This is a genomic window from Kitasatospora sp. NPDC001683, from assembly GCF_053596495.1.
The window spans coordinates 30,667-48,692 of sequence record NZ_JBSFGK010000049.1; the positions used below are offsets into that span (position 1 = coordinate 30,667).

At 74.6% G+C, this 18,026-nt stretch carries 14 protein-coding genes and 1 other RNA gene; 4 read left to right on the plus strand and 11 right to left on the minus strand.

Annotated features, from left to right (window positions below; translation table 11 throughout):
• Positions 1-513: 513 nt before the first annotated feature.
• Positions 514-3,273 (minus strand): AAA family ATPase, encoded by a 2,760-nt coding sequence (locus ACWCYO_RS24800; protein ID WP_449785420.1) that lies wholly within the window; start codon positions 3,271-3,273, stop codon positions 514-516.
• A gap of 154 nt (positions 3,274-3,427) precedes the next feature.
• Between ACWCYO_RS24800 and ACWCYO_RS24805 the strand changes: the two genes are divergently transcribed.
• From ACWCYO_RS24805 to ACWCYO_RS24820, 4 genes are all read left to right on the plus strand, one after another.
• Positions 3,428-3,805 (plus strand): nuclear transport factor 2 family protein, encoded by a 378-nt coding sequence (locus tag ACWCYO_RS24805; protein WP_449785421.1) that lies wholly within the window; start codon positions 3,428-3,430, stop codon positions 3,803-3,805.
• Between the two features lie 167 nt (positions 3,806-3,972).
• Positions 3,973-5,397: an MFS transporter gene (locus tag ACWCYO_RS24810; RefSeq protein ID WP_449785422.1), complete on the plus strand. Its 1,425-nt coding sequence runs from the start codon at positions 3,973-3,975 to the stop codon at positions 5,395-5,397.
• A 118-nt stretch (positions 5,398-5,515) separates the two neighbouring features.
• Positions 5,516-7,366: a S9 family peptidase gene (locus tag ACWCYO_RS24815; RefSeq protein ID WP_270145985.1), complete on the plus strand. Its 1,851-nt coding sequence runs from the start codon at positions 5,516-5,518 to the stop codon at positions 7,364-7,366.
• Positions 7,363-8,007, plus strand: a complete 645-nt coding sequence (locus ACWCYO_RS24820; RefSeq protein WP_449785423.1) for a hypothetical protein — start codon at positions 7,363-7,365, stop codon at positions 8,005-8,007. Before ACWCYO_RS24815 ends, ACWCYO_RS24820 begins: the two co-directional genes overlap by 4 nt.
• Positions 8,008-8,081: 74 nt before the next feature.
• Here ACWCYO_RS24820 and ACWCYO_RS24825 read toward each other — a convergent pair whose 3' ends face one another.
• The 10 genes from ACWCYO_RS24825 to ffs form a co-directional block, all read right to left on the minus strand.
• Positions 8,082-8,873, minus strand: coding sequence for an SURF1 family protein (locus tag ACWCYO_RS24825; RefSeq protein WP_270145981.1), 792 nt, complete (start codon positions 8,871-8,873; stop codon positions 8,082-8,084).
• An 84-nt stretch (positions 8,874-8,957) separates the two neighbouring features.
• The gene (locus ACWCYO_RS24830) at positions 8,958-10,115 is read right to left on the minus strand and encodes a hypothetical protein (RefSeq protein ID WP_449785424.1); all 1,158 of its coding nucleotides are present in this window, start codon (positions 10,113-10,115) and stop codon (positions 8,958-8,960) included.
• Positions 10,108-10,653, minus strand: coding sequence for a SigE family RNA polymerase sigma factor (locus ACWCYO_RS24835; protein WP_270145977.1), 546 nt, complete (start codon positions 10,651-10,653; stop codon positions 10,108-10,110). Before ACWCYO_RS24835 ends, ACWCYO_RS24830 begins: the two co-directional genes overlap by 8 nt.
• 285 nt (positions 10,654-10,938) lie before the next feature.
• On the minus strand, positions 10,939-12,000 hold the full coding sequence (locus tag ACWCYO_RS24840; protein ID WP_449785425.1) for an aspartate-semialdehyde dehydrogenase: 1,062 nt from the start codon (positions 11,998-12,000) through the stop codon (positions 10,939-10,941).
• A gap of 28 nt (positions 12,001-12,028) precedes the next feature.
• Positions 12,029-13,309 (minus strand): aspartate kinase, encoded by a 1,281-nt coding sequence (locus tag ACWCYO_RS24845; protein ID WP_270145973.1) that lies wholly within the window; start codon positions 13,307-13,309, stop codon positions 12,029-12,031.
• A 327-nt stretch (positions 13,310-13,636) separates the two neighbouring features.
• Positions 13,637-14,344 carry a DUF5063 domain-containing protein gene (locus tag ACWCYO_RS24850; RefSeq protein ID WP_270145971.1) on the minus strand — a complete coding sequence of 236 codons (708 nt, stop codon included), beginning with the start codon at positions 14,342-14,344 and terminating at the stop codon, positions 13,637-13,639.
• Positions 14,337-14,936 carry a recombination mediator RecR gene (gene recR / locus ACWCYO_RS24855; RefSeq protein ID WP_030288200.1) on the minus strand — a complete coding sequence of 200 codons (600 nt, stop codon included), beginning with the start codon at positions 14,934-14,936 and terminating at the stop codon, positions 14,337-14,339. The genes ACWCYO_RS24850 and recR overlap by 8 nt, the downstream gene beginning before the upstream one ends.
• A 193-nt stretch (positions 14,937-15,129) precedes the next feature.
• Positions 15,130-15,468, minus strand: a complete 339-nt coding sequence (locus ACWCYO_RS24860; protein ID WP_270145967.1) for a YbaB/EbfC family nucleoid-associated protein — start codon at positions 15,466-15,468, stop codon at positions 15,130-15,132.
• 102 nt (positions 15,469-15,570) lie between these two features.
• Positions 15,571-17,781 (minus strand): DNA polymerase III subunit gamma and tau, encoded by a 2,211-nt coding sequence (locus ACWCYO_RS24865; protein WP_449785426.1) that lies wholly within the window; start codon positions 17,779-17,781, stop codon positions 15,571-15,573.
• An 87-nt stretch (positions 17,782-17,868) separates the two neighbouring features.
• Positions 17,869-17,965: signal recognition particle sRNA small type (gene ffs, locus ACWCYO_RS24870), an RNA gene on the minus strand.
• Positions 17,966-18,026 lie beyond the last annotated feature (61 nt).

Below are 18,026 nucleotides of genomic sequence, written 5' to 3' on the forward strand. Positions count from 1 at the left end.
GTGAGCCGGATCGGGCGGCACGTCCGGGCCGCCTCGAAGGACCGGATGGACGCGCGCACATGGCAGTTCATCGCGGACGAGTTCCTGGAGTACCTGGGCGCGCGCTCTCGGTCGGGACACCCGCACTCGACAGCCCGGAGGCCGGGGCCGTCCTCGCGGACGCCACCGAGGCGGCGGCCGGGGCCGTACCGCACTCGATGCACCACGGGTGGGGACACCTTCCGGATCACCCTCGACTACGTGAACTTCGGGATGCACTACCGCGACGAGGAGGCGGGCGAGGAGCGGTCCCGGGTCACGGCCCGGGAGGTGCTCGACGCGCAGTCGAGGACGTGGACCAGGAGGCCGTTGACGAGTCCTCAACGCCGCCGCGGCCCGCGTCCTGCGCGTCCCGCTGCGTCGGGCCCCGGGGGCTCGGACGGGCTGTGGATTTTCCCGGCCAAGCCGGTACGGGGCGTCCCGCGGCGCCCGCGGCCGCCCGTCTGCCGGTCGGTGTTTTCCGTCCGGGGCGGGTCAGAGGACGGTGGGGAGGGCTGCGCGGGAGGTGATGCCGAGTTTGGGGTAGGCCTTGTAGAGGTGGTGGGCGACGGTGCGGGGGCTGAGGAACAGTTGGGCGGCGATGTCGCGGTTGGTGAGGCCTTGGGCGGCCAGGCGGGCGATCTGGAGTTCTTGAGGGGTGAGGGAGTGGAGGGGGGTGAGGGGGGCTTGGGGGGCGGGAGTGCCGGTGGCGGAGAGTTCGGTGCGGGCGCGGGCGGACCAGGGGTGGGCGGAGAGGCGGTCGAAGGTTTCCAGGGCGGTGGTGAGGTGGGGGCGGGCGTCGGTGCGGCGGCGGGTGCGGCGGAGCCATTCGCCGTAGAGGAGGGCGGTGCGGGCGTGTTCGAAGGGGCGGTGGGTGGTGGCGTGGAGGTCGAGGGCGGCGCGGTAGGCGGGTTCGGCGAGTTCGTCGGGGCCGAGCAGGGCCTGGCAGCGCAGGCGTAGGGCTTCGGCCCAGGGGCGGTCGGCGGCGGCGGTCCAGCGGGCGAAGCGTTCGTAGGGTTCGGCGGCGCGTTCCGGGGTGCCGAGGCGGACGGCGGCCTCGACCAGGTCGGGGACGGCCCGGGTGGCGCTGACGTGGTGGCGGTGCGGGCCGGTGGTGAGGGCGTGGAGGCGGTCGGCGGCGCCGGCGGCGCGGCCCTGGCCGAGGTCGAGCAGGGCGAGTGCCCACTGGGCCCAGGGGTGGCCGGCGGCGGGGGCCGCGGTCTGCGGGCCGGTGGTGGCGAGGGCGGTGGTGGCCAGTTCGGTGCAGCGTTCGGTGCGGCCGTCGAGGGCGGCCAGGTAGGCGAGCAGTGCGCCGAGTTGGCTGACCCACTGGTGCTGGCCGGTGTCCTGGGCGAGGGCGAGCGCCTCGGTGGCGGTGAGTTCGGCGTCGGCGTGGCGGCCGTGGAAGAGTTCCGCTTCGGCGAGGAAGAACTGCAGGGTGGGCATCACCCCGAGGCTGCCCTTGGCGCGGGCCTCGGCGACCAGTTCGCCGCCGAGGTCGACGGTCTCCTCGTCGCGGCCGAGGACGAGGGTGGCGCCGCAGAGTTGGACCAGGTCGGCGGGGCTCTCGGCGCCGGCCCGGCGGGCGGCTTCGACGGCCTCGCGGGCGGTCGGCAGGACGGTGGGCAGGGCGCTCTGCAGGGCGGCGGGCAGGGCGGCGGTCCGGCCGAGGGCCGGGAGGACGGCGGTGGGCAGGTAGCGGGCGAGCGGGGCGAGGGGGTCGTCGGCGGCCAGCGGCAGGGCGGCGAGGCGCGCGAGCACGTCGGCCACCGACTCCTCCCCCGCGTACCAGGCGGCGTGGAAGGCCTGGAACAGCATCCGGGCGGCGTGGCTGGGTTCGATGCCGTCACCACCGGTCGTTGCGGCGGCGTCGAGCAGCAGCCGGTAGGCCGTCGGGTACGAGCCGCGCCAGAAGTGCGCGGTGGCCCGGACGTGGTCCAGCAGGGCGTGGGCGAGGACGCTGTCGGTGCGGGCGGCGGCCTCGTCGGCGAGGGCTTCGGCCCGGTCCAACTCACCTTCCTCGGTGGCGGCTTCGGCGGCCAGGACGAGGCGGCGGGTGGCGCCGTCGCGGTCGGGGGTGAGCCGGGCGGCGCGTTCGTATGCGGCCGCGCCGCCGTGCCCGCCGCGCCGTCCGGTGCGGACGGCGGTGCGCTCCAGCGCGTCGGCGAGGGCTGCGTCGGGGGCGGTGGCGGCGAGGGCGAGGTGCCAGGTGCGGCGGTCGCCCTCCGGCAGAACCCCGGCGATGGTGCGGTGGACCGTCAGCCGCTGGTGGTGCGGGGCGCGCTGGAGGATGGCGGAGCGCAGCAGCGGGTGGCGGAAGGCGATCCGGCGGTCGGGGGTGACCGTGACCAGGCCGGATTCCTCGGCGGGGGTGAGGTGTTCGGCGTCGATGCCGAGCCCGGCGGCGGCGGGTAGCACGACGTCGAGTTCGCCGCTCTCCTCGGCGGCGGCGACCAGCAGCAGGGTCTGGGTGGCCGGGGGCAGCCCGGTGACCTGGCCGTGGAAGGCGATCAGCAGTCGGCTGGTGAGCGGGAGGCCGCCCGCGGTGTGCGCCTGCGGCCCGGTGGCGACGGGGAGTTCGGTGAGGGCGAGCGGGTTGCCGGCGGCTTCGGCGAGCAGCCGGTCGCGGACGGCGGCGGGCAGGTCGGGGCCGGCCCGCTCGCTCAGCAGCCGGGTGGCGTCGGCCTCGGCCAGGCCGGTCACCCGTATTTCGGGCAGGCCGAGTTGGCGCTCGGAGGTCGGGGCGCCACCCTCGGTGCGGGCAGCGAGCAACAGGGCGACGCCTTCGGCCTGGAGGCGCCGGGCGGCCAGCAGCAGGGCCTCCAGGGAGGCCCGGTCGAGCCACTGCACGTCGTCGAGCACGCACAACAGCGGCTGTTCGGCAGCGAGTTCGGCGAGCAGTCCGAGGGTGGCGAGGCCGACCAGCAGCCGGTCGGCGGGGGCGGTCGGCTCCTCGCCGAGCCCGAACGCCGCCTCCAGGGCACGTCGTTGCGGTCCGGGCAGGACGTCCAGCCGGTCCAGACCGGGCGCCAGCAACAGGCTCAGTCCGGCGAAGGGCAGTTCGGCCTCGTACTCGACGCCCGCCGCCCGGATCACCCGGAACGCCGCCCCGGCGCGGGCGACGGCGTCGTCCAGCAGGGCGGTCTTGCCGATCCCCGCCTCGCCGCGGAGCAGCAGCACCCCGCTGCGGCCGTCCCGCGCCCGCGCCAACAGGCCGTCGACGGCGGCCTGTTCGTGTTCCCTCCCGTACAACATGCCCCGACCCTACCGAGCCGCCCGCCGGTACCCGGGCGCAATACCTACGTAGGCAGGTACGGATACGTGACCGATTCGCCGCCGGCCGCCCGTCCCTACCTTTGTGAGCAGCGGGAACGACCGCCAACCACCCACCGGAACACGGGAGATGACCATGACCGAGATCACCGCCGCCACCCTCCAGCAGCTCGCCGAGCGCTACCTGGCGGTCTGGAACGAGACCGATCCGGCGGCCCGCCGCAAGCTGATCGACGAGGTGTGGGCCGAGGACGGCCGCTACACCGACCCGCTGGCCGCCGTCGTCGGCCGGGAAGCCATCAACGCGCTGATCGGCGCGGCCCAGGCCCAGTTCCCGGGGCTGGAGTTCACCCTCGGCCCGGTGGACGCGCACCACGACATCGCCCGGTTCACCTGGAACCTCGGGCCGGCGGGCACCGAGCCGGTGGTGATCGGCTTCGACGTGCTGGCGGCCACCCCGGAGGGCCGGATCGGCACCGTGCACGGGTTCCTGGACCGCGTCCCGGGCGCCTGAGCAACCCGGAAACCCCACCACCCGGGGCGCCGCACCCCCACGGCGGCGGCCCCCCCCCCCCCCCCCCCCCCCCCCGGGGCCCCCCCCCCCCCCGCCGCCCCCCCGCCCCCATCGCCCCCGCCCCCCTTCGCACCCCCACGACGGCACCCCCTGGAGGAGAGCCCGAGATGAGCACCGCCCTGGAAACCCGGCCGCCGGCCGAAGCCGCGGCAGCCCCGGCGGAGCAGGCACCCGCCCCCAGGGGCCTGCTGCCGGTCGTCCTGACCGCCACCTTCATGACCGCGCTCGACACCTTCGTCGTCAACGTCGCCGTCCCCTCCGTCCAGGCCGACCTGGGCGCCGGCCCGGCGGTCGTCCAGTGGGTGATGGCCGGGTTCGGCCTGGCCCTCGCCGTCGGGCTGGTCACCGCCGGGCGGCTCGGCGACCGGTACGGCCGGCGCCGGGTGTTCGCGCTCGGCCTGGCCCTGTTCACCCTCGCCTCGGCGGGCTGCGGCCTCGCCCCCACCGCCGCCGCGCTGGTCGGCGGACGGGTCGCCCAGGGCCTGGCGGCCGCGCTGATGGGCCCGCAGGTGCTGGCGATCCTGCGGACGGCGTTCAGCGGCGCCGCGCAGGCCCGGGCCTTCGCCCGGTACGGGCTGACCATGGGCATCGGCGCGGTGTTCGGTCAGCTGATCGGCGGGTTGCTGATCCGCGCGGACCTGCTCGGCCTCGGCTGGCGCAGCTGCTTCCTGATCAACCTGCCGATCGGCCTGGCCGCCCTGGCCGCCGTCCGCCGCTGCCTGCCGGAGTCGCGCGCCCCGCAGCGGCCCGGGCTGGACCCGGTCGGCGTGCTGCTGGTGTCCGTCGCGCTGACCGCGCTGGTGCTGCCGCTGATCCAGGGCCCCGGCCTGCACTGGCCGCTGTGGACGGTGCTCTGCCTCGCCGCCGCGGGCGTCCTGCTCGCCGCCTTCGCCGTCCACCAGCACCGCACCACCGCGACCGGCACCCCGCTGGTCGACACCCGGCTGTTCCGCGGCCGCGCCTTCCGCACCGGACTGCTCGCCCAGCTCGCCTTCTGGCTGGGCCAGGCCTCCTTCTTCCTGGTCCTGGCCCTGCACCTGCAGCTGGGCCGCGGCCTGGACGCGCTGGGTTCCGGGCTGGTGTTCACCGCGATCGGCCTCGGCTACCTGCTCACCTCGAACGCCACCCACCTGGTCACCGCCCGCCTCGGCGAGCGCCGCACGATCACCGTCGGCGGGCTGCTGATGGCCGTCGGGCTGGGTCTGCTCGCCCTGGCCGCCCACGACACGGCGGAGGCGAGCGTCTGGTGGCTGGCGCCCGGGCTGTTCGTGGACGGCCTCGGCATGGGCCTGGTGATCGCCCCGGTCACCACCGTCGTCCTGGCGGCCGTCGAGCCCGAGCTGGCCGGTGCGGCGGCCGGGGTGGTGGCCACCGTGCAGCAGGTCGGCGGCGCGGTCGGGATCGCGCTGATCGGACTGCTCTACTACGGCGCCGGCGACCCGACCGCCGCCTTCGGCCGCAGCGTGACGGCGCTGGCGGTGCTGGAACTGGTGCTGGTGGGACTGGTCCGGCTGCTGCCGCGCCGTTCGTGAACACAACACGTGGACACAACCCGTGAACACAACACGTGAGCACCGCAGGAGCGGGGGCGGGCGGGGTGAACCCGCCCGCCCGTTCCGTTCCGTCCCCCCGATCGGGTTGGATGGTCGGATGAGCGAGGAGAAGAGCGCCGTACCGGCGTGGGAGCAGCGGTTCCGGGCAGCACGGGTGTCACTGCCCGACTGGGCCGAGGACGCCCCCGACCGGGCGCTGTACGTGTCCAACGCGACCGGCACCTACGAGGTCTACGCCTGGGACCGTGCCACCGGCACCCACCGCAGGGTCACCGACCGTCCGAACGGCACCACCGACGCCGAGCTGTCCCCGGACGGCGCCTGGGTCTGGTGGTTCGACGACCACGACGGCGACGAGTTCGGCGTCTGGCGCCGCCAGCCCTTCGCGGGCGGCCCGGACGAGGAGGCCGTGCCCGGCCTCGCCCCCTCCTACTCGGCCGGTCTGGCCCTCGGCCGCGACGGCACGGTGGTCGTCGGCCGGTCCACCGACGAGCACGGCACCACCCTCCACCTGCGCCGCCCGGGCGCGGCGGAGCCGGTCGAGATCTACCGGCACGAGGAGTACGGCGGCGTCGGCGACCTCAGCCACGACGCCACCCTGCTCGCGATCGACCACACCGAGCACGGCGACGCGATGCACTCCGCGATCCGGGTGGTCCGGATCACCGCCGACGCTGTCGAGACGGTCGCCGAGCTGGACGAGGTCACCGGCCGGGACGAGCCGCGCGGCGTCGCCTGCCTGGGCTTCGCCCCGGTCGAGGGCGACACCCGGCTGCTGGTCGCCCACCAGCGCACCGGCCGCTGGGAGCCGATGATCTGGGACGTGGCCACCGGCGCCGAGACCGCCCTCCCGCTGCGCGACGAGCAGGGCCGCGAGCTGCCCGGCGACGTCTCCGCGCAGTGGCGCCCGGGCGCGGCGGAGCTGCTGGTCGAGCACGAGTACGAGGCGCGCAGCGAGCTGTTCACCTACACGCTCGCGGACGGTCGGCTGACCCGCCTGGAGACCCCGCGCGGCACCGTCGGGGGCGCGACCGCCCGTCCGGACGGCACCGTGGAGTACCTGTGGTCCTCCGCCGCCGAGCCGTCCGCCGTGCGCTCCACCGCCGGTGCGGTCGTACTGCGGGCGCCCGGCCCGGTGCCGCCCGCCTCCGTCCCGGTCGAGGACGTCTGGGTGGACGGGCCCGGCGGGCGGGTGCACGCCTTGGTGCAGCGCCCGCGCACGGCCGGTCCGGGCCCGTACCCGACCGTGTTCGAGATCCACGGCGGCCCGACCCACCACGACAGCGACGCCTTCGCGGCCGGCCCGGCGGCCTGGCTGGACCACGGCTTCGCGGTGGTCCGGGTCAACTACCGCGGCTCGACCGGCTACGGCCAGGCCTGGACCGACGCGCTGCACGAACGGGTCGGCCTGATCGAGCTGGAGGACATCGCGGCCGTCCGGGAGTGGGCGGTCTCCAGCGGCCTGGCCGATCCGCGGCGGCTGGTGCTCACCGGCGGCAGCTGGGGCGGCTACCTGACCCTGCTCGGCCTGGGCGTGCAGCCCGACAGCTGGTCGCTGGGCGTCGCCGCCGTGCCGGTCGCGGACTACCACGCCGCGTACGCCGACGAGATGGAGGCGCTCAAGTCGCTGGACCGCACGCTCTTCGGCGGCACCCCGGAGGAGGTCCCGGAGCGCTTCACCGCCTCCTCGCCGCTGACCTACGTCGAGCGGGTGCGGGTGCCGGTGTACATCAGCGCCGGGGTCAACGACCCGCGCTGCCCGATCCGGCAGATCGACAACTACGTCGAGCGGCTGGAGCAGCTCGGCAAGCCGCACGAGGTGTACCGGTACGACGCCGGGCACGGCTCGCTGGTCGTGGAGGAGCGGATCAAGCAGCTGCGGCTGGAGATCGACTTCGTCCGGCGGCATCTGGGCGTTCCGGGCGGGAGCACCGGAGGAGCTGGGTGAGACGTCTGCTGACGCTCGCGGGAGCGGCGGTGGCCGGGGCGCTGGTGCTCAGCGGCTGCTCGGGCTCACACGGCGACGAGGCGGACTGCCCGGCGCCGGTCGCGCCGCGGCCGGCGAGCCCGTCGGCGAGCCCGCAGGCGGGGCTGCCGACTGCTGCCGCCACTCCGACGGCGGCTCCGACGGCCGTGCCGTCCGGTTCGGCGACGAAGGCGAACGCGCTGGGCACCGGTCCGGCCGTCGTACGGGCGTCGTACGGGCCGGGCTCGGCGGAGGCCACGGGCGGGGAGGAGCAGGACGCGGCCGAGCGCGGCGGGTCCGGCGGCTCGCACGGGTCGAGCGGCTCGCACGGTTCGAGCGGTTCCAAGGGCTCGTCCGGTTCCAAGGGCTCGTCCGGTTCGAAGGGCGGTCGCACCACGCACCACCACATCGACCACTACGACTCGAACGACCAGATCGGCGGACACGGCCACGGCCACTGCCGCGGCGGGTCCGAGCCGGCGGACGACGACCCGGCGACGCCCTTCGGCGGCGGGCAGAGCCCGACGGCCCCCATCCAGTCCCCGACGCCGACCGTCGTACCGACGCCGGCCAAGCCACTGCCGACGCCGACGCCGACGCCGACCGGCAAGCCGTCCCGGTGAGCCGACCCGGCAAGTCCCGGTAAGCCATCCCGGCACGCCCCGGTGAACCGTCCCGGCGAGTCCCGGCGGGTCGGTCAGTCCAGGACCGGGTCCAGCCCGAGGGCCCGGTCCTGCTCCGCCTCCGCCTCCCGGCGCAGCAGGCGGAACCACATGAAGATCACGAAGCCCGCGAAGACGAACCACTCCAGGGTGTAGCCCAGGTTCTGGAACGCCCGCAGGGTGAGCCCGTCCCCGCCCTGCGGCTGCACGGTCGGGACCGCGGTCAGCCCGGCGGGCACCTGGTCGGCGGCCACCCAGCCGTCGTACCAGCCGTCGTAGGCCAGCACGTTCAGCAGCGAGGCCCGGTTGATCATGCCGAGCTGCCCGGCGGGCAGGCCGCCCGCGACCGCGCCGTTGCTGCCCACCGACTCGTTGGCCTGCAGCCGCCCGGTCACCGTCACCTGCCCGGTGGGGGCCGCCTCGGCCGCGGGGGCGGCGCCGGACGGGGCGCCGGGTGCCCAGCCCCGCACCACGGCGACGGCGTGTCCGTCGGCGGTGCGCAGCGGAGTGAGCACGTAGTAGCCCTGCTTGCCGTCCAACACCCGATTGGGGACGAGGAGTTGGTGCTCCGTGTCGAAGCTTCCGGTCACCGTGACGGGCTTGCCGACGGTCTCCGTGGTCACCTGCGGGGTGGTCGGGCCGAGCAGCGCGTCGATCGGCCGGGCTTCACCCGATGCGGTGAGCGACGCCTTGGTCTCCTGGTGGGTGGAGACGCGGTCCTCGAACCGGCCGAGCTGCCAGGAGCCCAGCCAGACGCACACCACCACGGCCGCCATCGCCAGGGCGGTGCCGCCCAGCCAGCGCGGAGTCAGGAGGAACCGGTACACACCCCCCACGGTAACCACTCCTCACACCGCTCCGGACCACAGGGTCCGCCGCCGGGCGCGGCACCGGCCCGGGCGGTCGCACGCTCAGCCGGCCGCGGGCGTCCCCGACGGCTGGGCCGCGGAGCCGCCGGCCGGCTGCACCCCGCCCCGGTAGAGGGTCCCGCCGCACTCGACCGGCAGCGAGGCCGTCGCGGCCGCCGGGCTGCCCGGCGCCGGGGTGTGGGCGATGGTGGCGGTGGCCTGCGCGGAGGTGGGGTTGCCGCTCGGGGTGGCGGTCGGGCTCGGCGCCGACGACGTCCCGGACGTGGGCGACGAGCTGGCCTGCGGGTTGGCGCTCGGCGCCGCCGAGGCGCCGGAGGCCGGGGCGGCGCCCGAGGCGGCGGGGGCCTGGGTGGTCAGCGAGGCCTGGTTGGCGCCGGTGGTCGGCGCGCCGGTGGCGCCGCCGGAGGAACCGCAGCCCTGGTCGGGGATCCACGCGAACGGCACCCGGTAGCCCGCCTGCGGCGCGAGCACCGGCGGCTCGGCGTCCATCGCGGGCAGGTTGCCCGCCGGGTCGCCCGGGGAGTGGTCGGCGGTGCGGACCCGGCTGCGGTCGGTGCCGCTGACGCCGGTGACGGCCACCGCGCCCGGTCCGCCGAGGCGGCAGCTGTGCCCGGAGACGTTGTACACGGTGAAGGAGCCGTAGATCCGGCCCTGCGCGTCCGCCGGGCCGATCTGTGCGGTGCCCTGCCCGAGGTCCGTCCGGGTGCACAGCGGGAGGATCCCGCCGTCGGCGGTGCCGGTGGCTCCGGTGGGGGTGGCGGTGCCGGGGCGGGTGGCGTCCGCGCCGGGGCTGGGTGAGGCGGTGCCGGTGCCCGCCGAGGGGGTGGTGTCCCCACTGCCGGAGCCGGTGTGCGTGCCGACGCCGGTGGCGCCGCCGCCGAGCGCGGTGCCGCTGGGGGCGGCGAGGGTCGCACCGTTGGCCTCCGTGGAGCCGGGCCCGCCGGACAGTCCGAGGCGGTCGCCCTCGCGCAGCACGGGCAGGGCGATCGCGACCGCCAGTGCCAGCGCCGCCGCGCCGGTCCAGGCCCCGCGCCGGGCGGCCCTCCGCCGGGGTACGGCCTGCCGGATCCGGGGCAGGGCGCCGGTCCCGGGCTGGATCCCGGCCACCGCGTGCCGCATCAGCTCGCGCAGCGCCCGTTCCTCGGAGGAGAGGTCCGGGACGTCGTCGTCCTCGGGCCGCTGCCGGGCGCCGTCAGCCATGTCCGGCCTCCATCTGGATCCGGAGGGCGGCGAGTCCGCGTGAGCCGTACGCCTTCACGGAACCGAGCGAGATGCCCAGGGTCTCGGCGACCTGCGCCTCCGTCATGTCCACGAAGTAACGCAGCACCAGAACCTCCCGCTGACGGCGTTGCAGACCCTTGAGCGCGGCCTTCAGCTGGTCGCGCTCCAGGGCATCGTAGGCACCTTCTTCTGCACTGGCCATGTCAGGCATGGGCTTCGGCAGCAGTCGCAGGCCGAGGATCCGGCGGCGCAGCGTGGAGCGCGACAGGTTGACCACCGTCTGCCGCAGGTAGGCCAGGGTCTTCTCGGGCTCGCGCACCCGGCGCCGGGCGGCGTGCACCCGGATGAAGGCCTCCTGCACGACGTCCTCGCAGGTGGAGAGGTCGTCCAGGAGCAGCGCGGCGAGCCGCAGCAGCGAGCGGTAGTGCGCCTGGTAGGTCGCGGTGAGCAGGTCCTCGCTGGTACCCGCGTCGGTACCGGCACCGGAGTCCGCCGCACCGGGTGCGGCCGCCGTCATCTGGTCTTCTTCCGGCCTACTCGAAGACCACGGGGAGCGCGACGGGAAGGTCACCACGGCACTCGCCGGGATGCCCGCCCTTGCCCCCACCATCACGTTCGCCACGCCCGTTGGACACTCGATCCCCTGTCATGGTTGCCCAGCCCGGGGCCCATTCTTCCGCATCGGCCGAAGAGGCCTCCAGGGGATTCCCCCGGGATTCCGGACGGATTGTGTCGAGGAGCGGACACAGGTCCGGACATCCTCGGGCACAAAGGGCCCTCCGCCCCGGACCGATGACGGATCCTAGGAGTCCTGCACCGTCAGTTCACCGGCCACCAGCTCGGCGATCTGCAGCAGGTTGAGCGCGGCTCCCTTGCGCAGGTTGTCGCCGCAGAGGAAGAGGTCGAGCGCGTCCGGCTCGTCCAGCGCCCGGCGCACCCGCCCGGCCCAGACCGGGTCGGTGCCGACCACGTCGTTCGGGGTGGGGAACTCCCCGGCCGCCGGGTCGTCGTAGAGGACCACGCCGGGCGTCTCGCGCAGGATGTCCTGCGCGTGCTCCTGGCTGACCTCGCGCTCGAAGCGGGCGTGCACGGCCAGCGCGTGGGTGCGGACCACCGGGACGCGCACGCAGGTCGCGGAGACCCGCAGGGCGGGCAGACCGAGGATCTTGCGGGTCTCGTCGCGCAGGCCGAGCTCCTGGGCGGACCAGCCGCCCTCGCTCAGGCCGCCGGTCCAGGGCACGGCGTTGAGGGCGAGCGGGGCGGCGAACGGCCCCTCGTCGGCGATCACCGCGCGCAGGTCGCCGGTCTGCCGGCCGACCTCGGTGCCGGCCACCAGGGCGGTCTGCTCGCGCAGCGCCGCCACGCCGGCCCGGCCCTCGCCGCTGGCGGCCTGGTAGGTGGCGACCACCAGCTGCTCCAGCCCGTACTCGGCGTGCAGCGCGCCGACCACCGGGACCAGCGCGAGCGTGGTGCCGGCCGGACTGGCCACGATGCCGCGCGGACGGATCCGCAGCGCGGCCGCGTTGACCTCGGGGACGACCAGCGGGACGTCCCCGGCGGTGCGGAAGGCGGCCGAGTCGTCGACCACCACGATGCCCTTGGCCGCCGCGATCGGCGCCCACTGGGCGGAGACCGCGTCGGGGGCGGCGAACACGGCGACGTCGATCCCCGCGAAGGCCTCCTCGGTCAGCGGCACGACCTCGACCGGCTCCCCGCGCACCACCGGCGTACGGCCGGCCGAGCGCGGGGAGGCGACGAGTCGGACCTCGCCCCAGACGTCCTGACGGAGCGAGAGCAGGCCGAGCAGCACCTCGCCGACCGCGCCGGTGGCGCCGACGACGGCGAGGTTCGGGCGCCGGGTCATCCCCGGAGGCCCCTGCCCGGCTCCCGGGTCATCGCCCGGTGCCGCCGTAGACGACGGCCTCGTCGCTCTCGCTGTCCAGGCCGAAGGCGCTGTGCACGGCGCGGACCGCCTCCGGCACGTCGTCGGCGCGGGTGACCACCGAGATGCGGATCTCCGAGGTGGAGATCAGCTCGATGTTGACGCCCGCGGCGGACAGCGCCTCGAAGAAGGTGGCGGTGACGCCCGGGTTGGAGCGCATGCCCGCGCCGACCAGCGAGATCTTGCCGATCGCGTCGTCGTAGCGCAGCGACTCGTAGCCGATGCCCTCCTTGACCCGGCCGAGCGCGTCGATGGCCTTCTGGCCCTCGGTCTTGGGCAGGGTGAAGGAGATGTCGGTCAGGCCGGTCGACGCGGCGGAGACGTTCTGCACCACCATGTCGATGTTGACCTCGGCGTCGGCGATGGCGCGGAAGATGCGCGCTGCCTCGCCCGGCTTGTCGGGCACGCCGACGACCGTGACCTTGGCCTCGGAGGTGTCGTGGGCGACTCCGGAGATGATGGCCTGCTCCATCTCGCCCCCTTCGGGCTCGTTCGGGTTGTCGTTGCTGACGATCGTCCCGGGAAGACCCGAGAAGGACGAGCGTACGTGAATCGGGATGTTGTAGCGGCGGGCGTACTCCACACAGCGGTCGAGCAGCACCTTGGAACCGGACGAGGCCAGCTCCAGCATGTCCTCGTACGCGATCCAGTCGATCTTGCGCGCCTTCTTCACCACGCGCGGGTCGGCGGTGAACACGCCGTCCACATCGGTGTAGATCTCGCAGACCTCGGCCTTGAGCGCGGCGGCCAGTGCGACGGCGGTGGTGTCCGAGCCGCCGCGACCCAGCGTGGTGATGTCCTTGCTGGTCTGGGACACGCCCTGGAAGCCGGCCACGATCGCGATGTTGCCCTCGTCCAGGGCGGTGCGGATGCGACCCGGCGTCACGTCGATGATGCGCGCCTTGTTGTGGACGGAGTCGGTGATGACACCGGCCTGGCTGCCCGTGAAGGACTGGGCCTCGTGACCCAGGGATTTGATCGCCATGGCCAGCAGCGCCATGGAGATGCGCTCTCCAGCGGTCAGCAGCATGTCGAACTCACGGCCGGCAGGGAGCGGTGACACCTGCTCCGCGAGTTCGATGAGCTCGTCCGTCGTGTCGCCCATCGCGGACACCACGACGACGACCTCATGGCCGGCCTTCTTGGCGTCAACGATTCGGCGGGCAACGCGCTTGATGCCGTCGGCATCCGCAACGGATGAGCCGCCGTACTTCTGCACGACAAGGCCCACGTGCGCTCCTCGACTAGTGTCGTTTTCCGGGGGCGCCAGGCCCCCGTACCCCCGGGTGAAAGGGGGGTGCGGTCCGCGCCAGTCTACCGAGCAGGGGTGCCCTGACCGGCGGCTTCCACATGGTGAGACGGCGGTTTCAGCAAGTGGGCGGCGATTCGGGCGGGCCACCGGCAGGTCTGCGGGCACCCGGCGCGGTTCCGCAGAATCCTCCGAAGAATGCCCGGCGGCGCTGCCGGATTTCTTTTCCGGGCGGATTGCCGAGGCATTCGTCACAACGATCTCCGGATCTCCGGTGGCCCGGATCGCGGGGAACCACCGGGCGCCGGACTACCGGCCGAGACCGAGCTCGGCCGCCATCAGGTCGCCCGCCTGCTGCTCCAGCTGCTCGTCGGTGAGCCCGTCGTCGTCGGTGTCCGCACCGTCCGCCGCCGCACCGATCGGGCTGTCCAGCCGGACGTGGGCGATCAGCGACTGCAGCGCCCGCAGCACCGCCGTGCAGGTCGTGCCCCAGTTGGAGAGGTACGAGAACTGCCACCACCACAGCGCCTCGCTGACCCTGCCCTCCCGGTAGTGGGTCAGGCCGTGCTGGAGCTCGCTGACCACGCCCGCCAGGTCGTCCGAGATCCGGAAGGCGTTCGGCTTCTCCGGCGGGCCGTACGGGTCGAAGACCTCGTGGTAGACGTCGATCGGCGCGAGCAGCTCGGCGAGGCGCTCGCGCAGCTGCTCGCCGTCCGGCTCCGGCCCGGCGTCGGGCTCGAAGCGGTCCTCCGGGACGACGTCCTCGATGGCGCCCAGCCGGCCGCCGGCCAGCAGCAGCTGCGAGACCTCCAGGAGCAGCAGCGAGACCACGCTGCCCGGTTCGTCGCCCTTGGCGACCTCGGTGACGGCGAGCACGAAGCTCTCCACCGAGTCGGCGATCTGCACGGCGAAGTCGTCCGGCTCGGAGCCGTGGCCGTGGGTGTGCGGGGCGTGGGCCTCGGGCTCCGCGTGGGGGTGCGGGCCGTGCGGCTGCTGGTTGATCGTCCGGTCAGACATCGAGCAGTCGTCTCCCTTCGAAGGCGCGGCCGAGGGTGACCTCGTCCGCGTACTCCAGGTCCCCGCCGACGGGCAGTCCGCTCGCCAGCCGGGTCACCTTCAGGCCCATCGGCTTGCAGAGCCGGGCCAGGTAGGTGGCGGTCGCCTCCCCCTCCAGGTTGGGGTCGGTGGCCAGGATCAGCTCGGTGACCGTGCCGTCCGCGAGGCGCGCGAGCAGCTCGCGGATGCGCAGGTCGTCCGGGCCGACGCCCTCGATGGGGCTGATCGCGCCGCCCAGCACGTGGTAGCGGCCGCGGAACTCACGGGTGCGCTCGATGGCGACGACGTCCTTGGGCTCCTCGACCACGCAGATGACGGCGAGGTCGCGGCGCGGGTCCAGGCAGACCCGGCACTGCTCGGCCTCCGCGACGTTGCCGCAGACCACGCAGAAGCGGACCTTGTCCTTGACCTCCAGCAGCGCGTGCGCGAGGCGGCGCACGTCGACCGGGTCGGCCTGCAGCACGTGGAAGGCGATCCGCTGGGCGCTCTTGGGCCCGACGCCGGGCAGCCTGCCCAGTTCGTCGATCAGGTCCTGAACCACGCCCTCGTACAACGTCGCGCCTTCCCTCGGTCGGTCGGTGGTGCCCTGGTCGGAGGTGCTCCGGTGCCATCATCCAACGAATCGGGCGCCGGACACACCGGCCGACGCCCGACTCCCACAGAAATCACATGAGGAACATCCCGAACGGGAGGTTCTGGGACGCCCTGGAAGGGACGCCCAGGACGTGCCGTCCCAGCAGCGCGTCCTAGAAGGGCAGACCCGGGATGCCGCCGCCCATGCCCTGGGTGAGCGGGCCCATCCGCTCGGCCTGCAGCTTCTGGGCCGCCTGGCTGGCGTCCCGGACGGCCGCCAGGATCAGGTCGGCCAGGGTCTCGGTGTCCTCCGGATCGACCGCGGCCGGGGCGATGTTCAGCGCCACCAGCTCACCCGAGCCCGTCACCGTGGCCTCGACCAGGCCGCCGCCCGCCGTACCGTTCACCTTCGCCTCGGCCAGCTCCTGCTGGGCCTTCGCGAGCTCCTGCTGCATCTTCTGCGCCTGCTTGAGCAGCTGCTGCATGTTGGGCTGACCACCACCGGGAAACACGGCTCACTCCTTGCTGTCACGCGTTCTTCGTTCGTCACCGCTGAGCCTACGGGCCCGGACCTGCCCGTGGGGACCGCGCCCGGGGTGCCGTGGTCGCCTCGGCTAGTTGCCGCGGTGGTGGATCTCCTCCAGCACCGTGGCGCCCAGCTCCCGGATGATCAGCTCCTGGCCGGAGAACGCCTCCTCGTTGAGGTCCGGGTCGTCCTCCTCCGGGATGTCGTCCTCCGGAGCCACCGACTGCACCGGACGGGCCGGGGGCGCCGCCACCGACGGCGGAGCCTGCACCGGCGCGGGGGCCTGCACCGGCGCCGGCGGCTGGGGCAGCGACTGGACCGGGGCGGGCGCCTGCACCTGCGGCTGGGGCTGCACCGGGGCGGGAGCGGCCATCGGCGGCGCGGCGGCCGCCGGACGGGCCGGGGCACCCCAGCCACCCCCGGCCGGGGCGGCCGCGGCCGGGGCCGTGCCCCCGCCGCCTCCGACTCCTCCGCCTACAGCTCCTCCGCCTCCGCCGGACGGGTCGACGATGCACTCGATCCGCCAGTCCACGCCCAGCGCGTCGGACAGCGCCTGGCGCAGCACGTCGTCGCTGTTGCTGCCGACGAAGCTGTCCCGGGCGCCCGCGTTGATGAACGAGACCTGGAGCGTACTGCCGTCGAACCCGGCCACCTGACCGTTCTGGCTGAGCAGGATCCAGGTGAAGCGGCGGCGGTTCTTCACCGCCTCGAGGATCTGCGGCCACAGCTGCCGGACCTGCGCGGCACCCTGCTGCGCGGCAGCGGACGGCTGGCCACCGGGAGCCGGGGCCGCCTGCTGGACCGGGGGCGGGGTGGGCGCGGGCTGCGGGACCTGCGGTTGCGGCACGGGCGCGGCGGCCGCAGGGGCCGGTGCGCCGCCGACGGGCGGGAAGCTGCGCGGGATCGGCCAGGCGCCCGGGGCGGGCCCGGCCGGAGGCGGGGTCGCCTGCACGGGGGCCGGCGCCGCGGCGACGGGCGCCACGACGGGCGTAGCCGCCGGCGCGGGCACCTCCACCGGCACCTCCACCGACGGGCCCGCCGGTACGGCCGCGGGCGGAGCCATCGGCGCGGCCGCCATCGGGACAGCCATCGGCGGGACCGCCATCGGCGCCATCCCGGCCGACGCGGCGAAACCGCCCGCGGCCGCCCGGCGCTCCAGCTTGTCCAGTCGCGCCTGCAGCGAGAGCTCGTCGCTGTACGCGCCCGGCAGCATCACCCGGGCACAGATCAGCTCCAGCTGGAGCCGCGGCGCCGCGTTGCCGCGCATCTCGGTCAGCCCGGTGTTGACGATGTCAGCCGCCCGGCTCAGCTCGGCCGCGCCGAACGCGTCCGCCTGCGCCTGCATCACCGCGATCCGGTCCGCCGGCGCGTCGATCAGCCCCTTCTCCCCCGCCTCCGGCACGGTGGCGAGGATCACCAGGTCGCGCAGCCGCTCCAGCAGGTCGGTGACGAACCGGCGCGGGTCGTGCCCACCCTCGACCACCCGGTCGATCACCTGGAACACCGTCGCCCCGTCGTGCGCGGCGAAGGCGTCCACCACCTCGTCCAGCAGCGCCGAGTCGGTGTACCCGAGCAGGGCCGTCGCCATCTGGTACGTGACGCCGCCCTCGCCGGCACCGGCCAGCAGCTGGTCCATGACCGACATCGAGTCACGCACCGAGCCCGCGCCGGCCCGTACCACCAGCGGGAACACCGGGTCCTCGACCTGGATGCCCTCGCGGCCGCAGACGTCCGCCAGGTAGTCGCGCAGCGTGCCGGGCGGGACCAGCCGGAACGGGTAGTGGTGGGTGCGGGACCGGATCGTCCCGATCACCTTCTCCGGCTCGGTGGTCGCGAAGATGAACTTGAGGTGCTCCGGCGGCTCCTCCACCACCTTGAGCAGCGCGTTGAACCCGGCCGAGGTCACCATGTGCGCCTCGTCCAGGATGAAGATCTTGTACCGGCTGTGCACCGGCGCGAAGAAGGCCCGCTCGCGCAGCTCACGCGCGTCGTCCACACCACCGTGCGAGGCGGCGTCGATCTCGATCACGTCGATCGAGCCGGGCCCGCCGGTCGCGAGGTCCCGACAGGACTGGCACTCCCCGCAGGGCGTCGGCGTCGGCCCCTGCTCACAGTTCAGGCAACGGGCCAGGATGCGCGCGCTCGTCGTCTTGCCACAGCCGCGCGGCCCGCTGAACAGGTACGCGTGGTTGACCCTGTTGTTGCGCAGGGCCTGCTGGAGCGGAGCGGTCACGTGCTCCTGCCCGATGACCTCCGCGAAGGTCTCGGGGCGGTAGCGGCGGTACAGGGCTAGGGACACACCACCGACGATATCGGGACGGGCCGACAAACGCGTCGCCCCTTCACCCCCGACCCCGCGCTCCCCCGCCCCGCACTCCCCCAGAAACGCGAAGACCCCCCGTGCACCCGCCAGAGCCCTCCTACCCTTGCTGCCTTCCGGCCCTGGGGGGGTTCAGAGAGATGACGCCACACGAGGGGCTGACCCCCACACTACCGGATCCCGGCCCCGACGATCCACAGGCCACCCCCACCCTCCCGCCTGCG

Bases quoted from the DNA above. Each gene is read 5' to 3' on its own strand.
- ACWCYO_RS24800 (WP_449785420.1), bottom strand. From the start codon at position 3,273: ATGTTGTACGGGAGGGAACACGAACAGGCCGCCGTCGACGGCCTGTTG.
- ACWCYO_RS24810 (WP_449785422.1), top strand. From the start codon at position 3,973: ATGAGCACCGCCCTGGAAACCCGGCCGCCGGCCGAAGCCGCGGCAGCC.
- ACWCYO_RS24840 (WP_449785425.1), bottom strand. From the start codon at position 12,000: ATGACCCGGCGCCCGAACCTCGCCGTCGTCGGCGCCACCGGCGCGGTC.
- ACWCYO_RS24850 (WP_270145971.1), bottom strand. From the start codon at position 14,344: ATGTCTGACCGGACGATCAACCAGCAGCCGCACGGCCCGCACCCCCAC.
- ACWCYO_RS24815 (WP_270145985.1), top strand. From the start codon at position 5,516: ATGAGCGAGGAGAAGAGCGCCGTACCGGCGTGGGAGCAGCGGTTCCGG.
- ACWCYO_RS24835 (WP_270145977.1), bottom strand. From the start codon at position 10,653: ATGACGGCGGCCGCACCCGGTGCGGCGGACTCCGGTGCCGGTACCGAC.
- ACWCYO_RS24805 (WP_449785421.1), top strand. From the start codon at position 3,428: ATGACCGAGATCACCGCCGCCACCCTCCAGCAGCTCGCCGAGCGCTAC.
- ACWCYO_RS24830 (WP_449785424.1), bottom strand. From the start codon at position 10,115: ATGGCTGACGGCGCCCGGCAGCGGCCCGAGGACGACGACGTCCCGGAC.